The organism is Streptomyces milbemycinicus (genome assembly GCF_002154605.1).
GTDB classification, from domain to species: domain Bacteria; phylum Actinomycetota; class Actinomycetes; order Streptomycetales; family Streptomycetaceae; genus Streptomyces; species Streptomyces milbemycinicus.
The window spans coordinates 1-4,305 of record NZ_MUNE01000659.1 but is presented as its reverse complement, the minus strand read 5'-3'; the positions used below and the strand labels follow the sequence as shown (position 1 = coordinate 4,305).

5 protein-coding genes and 1 pseudogene are annotated in these 4,305 nt (G+C 67.9%); 4 read left to right on the top strand and 2 right to left on the bottom strand.

Translation table 11 applies throughout. From position 1 onward, the window contains the following. A pseudogene (locus tag CCN51_RS56715) lies at positions 1 to 227 on the bottom strand (hypothetical protein); the annotation flags it as partial. Between the two features lie 186 nt (positions 228 to 413). Beyond that, positions 414 to 1,193 carry a DUF6227 family protein gene (locus CCN51_RS41905; RefSeq protein ID WP_014178330.1) on the bottom strand — a complete coding sequence of 260 codons (780 nt, stop codon included), beginning with the start codon at positions 1,191 to 1,193 and terminating at the stop codon, positions 414 to 416. Between the two features lie 443 nt (positions 1,194 to 1,636). On the opposite strand from CCN51_RS41905, the gene CCN51_RS41900 reads away from it, so the two are divergent. From CCN51_RS41900 to CCN51_RS41885, 4 genes are all read left to right on the top strand, one after another. Beyond that, a complete protein-coding gene (locus tag CCN51_RS41900) occupies positions 1,637 to 2,086 on the top strand; it encodes a hypothetical protein (RefSeq protein WP_014178329.1) in 450 nt (149 codons plus the stop codon). 254 nt (positions 2,087 to 2,340) lie between these two features. Then, complete coding sequence (locus tag CCN51_RS41895; RefSeq protein ID WP_043487342.1) at positions 2,341 to 2,892, top strand: hypothetical protein; 552 nt, start codon at positions 2,341 to 2,343, stop codon at positions 2,890 to 2,892. A gap of 245 nt (positions 2,893 to 3,137) precedes the next feature. After that, positions 3,138 to 3,530, top strand: a complete 393-nt coding sequence (locus CCN51_RS41890; RefSeq protein WP_014178327.1) for a hypothetical protein — start codon at positions 3,138 to 3,140, stop codon at positions 3,528 to 3,530. Positions 3,531 to 3,927: 397 nt separating this feature from the next. After that, positions 3,928 to 4,134 carry a hypothetical protein gene (locus CCN51_RS41885; RefSeq protein ID WP_014178326.1) on the top strand — a complete coding sequence of 69 codons (207 nt, stop codon included), beginning with the start codon at positions 3,928 to 3,930 and terminating at the stop codon, positions 4,132 to 4,134. Positions 4,135 to 4,305 lie beyond the last annotated feature (171 nt).

Sequence of the window (4,305 nt, the reverse complement as noted above, 5' to 3'; positions counted from 1 at the left end):
GGGGTGCCGAGGTCGAAGGCGACCCCGCCCACGATCAGAACACCGGGGAGCCAGGGCGTGAAACGGCGGCCGGAACCGCCCACGGGCGCCTCGTCGGCCGTGCGGGATCCGTCGGCCGTGCGGGGTCCGTCGGCGCGGGCCACGTCCGCGCGGGGCTCGGCCGCGCGCTGTGGTTCCCCGCGCCGGGGCGCACGCGGTCTCGTACGGCGCCCCGTGCGCCGCCTCATGGCCCTGTCTGCCGTCTCATGCGCGGGTTCGTACGCACCCCACCAGGCTCCCGGGTGACGGGGCGTCGGGCGAGCCGGTGTCGGCCAGGTGGGTGCGTCAGAACACGGCGCGGGGACGAGGACGGAGACGAGGACGGGGACCAGGACCGGGACGGAAACGGGGACCGAGGCGGAGACGGGTGCGCGTCAGAGGTCGACGCCGAGCGCGCGGGCGTGGCGGTCCGCCGCCAGCTCGGCGGAGACCTCGTCGAGATACACCTCGCACACCAGCCGCCCGTCGGCGGTCAGGTTGTGCTCGAGCTCCCACAGGACGATCTCGTCCCCGCCGGCGAGGAGGAACGCATGCTCGTAGAAGCGGCACCACGTGGCGTCGGGGCCGCCGGGGCGGCGGCGCGGCTTCGGGGCCAGCGCGATGTCATGGGCGAACGCCGTGGCGAGCAGCTGCTCGGTGTCCACGCCGGGGCGGTCGGGGTTCTCCGCGCGACGCAGCACGCGGCGGGCGTGGTCGGCCGAGTCCTCGGCCACGTACGCGCGCGGGGTCTCCACCGGCGCGACGGCGTGCAGCAGTTGCTCGGGCAGCCACAGCGGTAACCCCTCGAGCTCGTCCCAGCGGGCGCCGCCGATCCGCTCGTGCACCCGGCGCTCGGCCAGGGCCAGGGCGTCCTCGTCGGCGTAGACCTCGAAGAGCGGGCGGCGGTCCGGGCCGGTGTTGTGCTCCAGCTCCCACAGCAGCAGGCTGCTGCCGTCGGGGAGCAGGAAGATATGGCGATAGGTGCTGTAGCCGAGCGGACCGGCGGGCTCGTTGCACTGCCGGCAGGAGCGCAGCTCGGACTGGTGCATCAGGGCCACACGGGCCCGGCCCAGCACCGCCTCGTCGATCTCGAAGCCGTTCTGCGCACGGGCGAGAAGCCCGTCCAGATGCTCGGCAGGAGTGCCGCCACCCGCGCCAGCTCGTGAGTGCCCCATGTCTGTCTCCTCCCGCCTCCCGGCCGTCCGCTCGCCGTCCCCCCGGCGACTGTTCTCGCGCACTTACCGTAGCGGCGCGAACACAGGCCGCGCGTGCGGTTCGGCGAAGCCGTCTGTGGTCCGAGCCTCATTCAGTCCTGCGCCGGGACGCCCGGATATATCACCCGTTCGGCCCGCCGAACAACCCGGACGGTGGGATTCCGGTTTCGCGTGGCGTTGACGGCGCCCCTTTCACAATTCGCATAAAAGCCTCCGCGCCCGCCCGTCATCCCTGGTCCGATCAGCCGGATTCTCCCGCCGGAAGGCGCAAGGCGAACGAGGCAAAGGGGCGACTAATTATGCCGGATGAGTGAAGGTGAAAGCCATCCCGAAGCTTTTACAGATTTACGTCGTTGACGTGGATGTCCGTGATTCCGCGGCAGACACCCACCGGGAGGAATTAAGTGAACATCGTAAAGAAGGCCGCCCTCTTGGCCGCCACCGCCGGCACGATCGTGCTCGCCGGCGCCACCGGCGCGTCCGCCGCCAGCGGTGGCGGCGGCGTCCAGAGCAATGACTGTGACACGCGCGTCGGCACCATCCTGGACCCCTCCGTGGCAGGGCCCACCGGTGACATCGAAATCGGTTCCAGCTGCATCAACATCGACTACGGCGGCTCGGCGTTCCAGAGCAACGACTGTGACACCTCGGCGGGCATCGTCAGCAACACGGCTGGGGCCGCTCCCTCGGGCGACATCAAGCTCGGCAGCAGCTGCTCCAACATTTCCTACCCCAAGGCGACCTCGTACGTCCGCTCCGGTGGCAGCAGCTACAACAACAACAACAGTGACGGACTCCGCAGCGACGGCCACGGCAACTACGGCACCGAGCAGCACGGCAGCTACGGCAGCTGACCCCAAGCCACGTTCGCTGTGTTCCCCCGAATGAGAAAAGCAGGGTGAACGCATCTCTGGCTTCCATCGCGGCCCCGGACACTGCTTCGTCCGGGGCCGCCTTGGCGTTGCGAGGAGGAATCGGCCAGCGCAGACTGACGATGTCTCTAATGCGCCGGACGGGTAGAGGTGCGGCGGCCCGGGGACCCATCGCCGACTGCCCTCGTTAGTCAGATGTTCGCGGATAACCGTCGAGAACCCACAATGGAGGCTTTATGCACAGGCGCAAGAGGACAGCGTTGCTTCTGGCGGCTGTAGGTGCGCTGGCCATCGGCGGCGCGGGCAGCGCCGGCGCCACCGACCGCGATTCAGGAGCCCAGCCCGCATCCGGCGGCCAAGGCGGCAGCCAGAAGAACCGCTGTGACACGAATTCCGTCCTCGGTCCCATCAACATCGTCGGCCTGGCTCCGACGGGAGACCTCTCGACCGAGACCAACTGCATCAACTACACCGAGTCGGGAGTGGTGGAGCAGAGCAACCGGTGCCGGACCAACTCCACCATCGGGCCCATCACTATTAACGCGGGTCTCGCCGGGTCGCCCGATATCACCAGCCGGACGAACTGCATCAACTACAGCAAGACCGGTGGAGCACTGAAGCAGAGCAACAAGTGCGATACCAACTCCACGATCGGACCCATCACGATCTCGCCGCTCGCCCCTGGACCCAAGGTCACCACCGAGACCACCTGCGCCAACATCTCCGGAGACGGAGGGAACGGCAAGCGGAGCAGCAGCGGGAACAGCGGAACCCGCTCCGGAAGATGAGTTCCTGACGGCCTCGCACACGGCCCCCGGCGGACAACTCCCGCCGGGGGCCGCGTTCATGGAGCCCTTTCTTACGGGGTGTTGAGCACGCAACGGCGAAGATATCCTTACTGCGGCGGACGGGTGAAGCTGGGATCGGCCCCGGATCCTTCGCCAATTGCCTTCGTTGTTAAGGCGTCTGCGGAATTCGCGGAGAACCTAAATGGAGGCACCAACCAATGCAGATTGGCAAGAAGGCAGCTCTCATGGCCGCAGCGGCCGGCGCGATGGTCATCGGCACCACGGGAGCCGCGAGCGCCTACGGCTTCGGCCCCCTGGTCGGCTCGAACGGCGGCGTCCAGGCCAACTCGTGTGACACGAGCACCGGCACCACCGCCATCATGGGCGGTGCCGCGCCGACCGGTGACACGTCGATCGGCTCGGACTGCATCAACTTCACCAACTCCGGTTCGGTGTTCCAGGCCAACGACTGCGACACCGCGACCGGAACCACCACCAACGTCGGTGCCGGGGCGCCGACGGGTGACATCGCCATCGGCAGCAAGTGCGCCAACATCGCGCTGCAGCCCAACGTGCGCGAGCACAACAACAAGGGCAAGAAGAGCAAGAAGTCGAACCGCCGCGGTCACAGCTACTGATGCGGTAGCGGGTGCCGCGTGCCCGCTCCGGCGGGATCGCGGCACCACCTCCCCGGTCGATGGGCCTGGCGCGGCCCTGGAAGGCCCGCGCCACCGACAATGATTCGGGCACCAAGGGCCATGCCGGGAGGTCAAGGCAGCCAGCGAAACGACTGCGACATGAACCCCATTCACTGCGGATGATGAGTTCGTGACGGCTTCGCGCCCGGCCCCTGGCGGGGATAAAATCCCGCCGGGGGCCGCGTTCATGGAACCGGGCCATGAGGGGGAATCGACGAAGATGTCCTCACTTCGGCGGTCGAGTGAAGCTTGAATCGTCCCCGGTTCCCTGGCTGATTGCCTTCGCCGTTTAAGGCATCTACGGAATTCGCGTAAACTTAAAGGGAGGCACCAACTCATGCAGATCGGCAAGAGGGCCGCTGTCATGGCCGTAGCGGCCGGCGCGATGATCATCGGCGCCGCAGGGGCCACGAGCGCTTACGGCGTCGGCGTCCAGAGCAGCTCGTGCGACACGAAGACCGGCAGCACGGTCAACGACAACGTGACCGCACCCACCGGTGACATCGACGTCGTCGGCACGTGCAACAACATTTCAGTACTCTGATCCGGTGAGAAGCCGCGGCCACAGCGACTGATGCGGTAGCGAGTGCCGAGCCCCCGGGCCGAACGGGCCCGGCCCTGGAAGAGGTTCCTTCCAGGGCCGGGCCCGTTCGGCCCGGGGGCTCGGCACTCGCTACCGCATCAGTCGCTGTGGCCGCGGCTTCTCACCGGATCA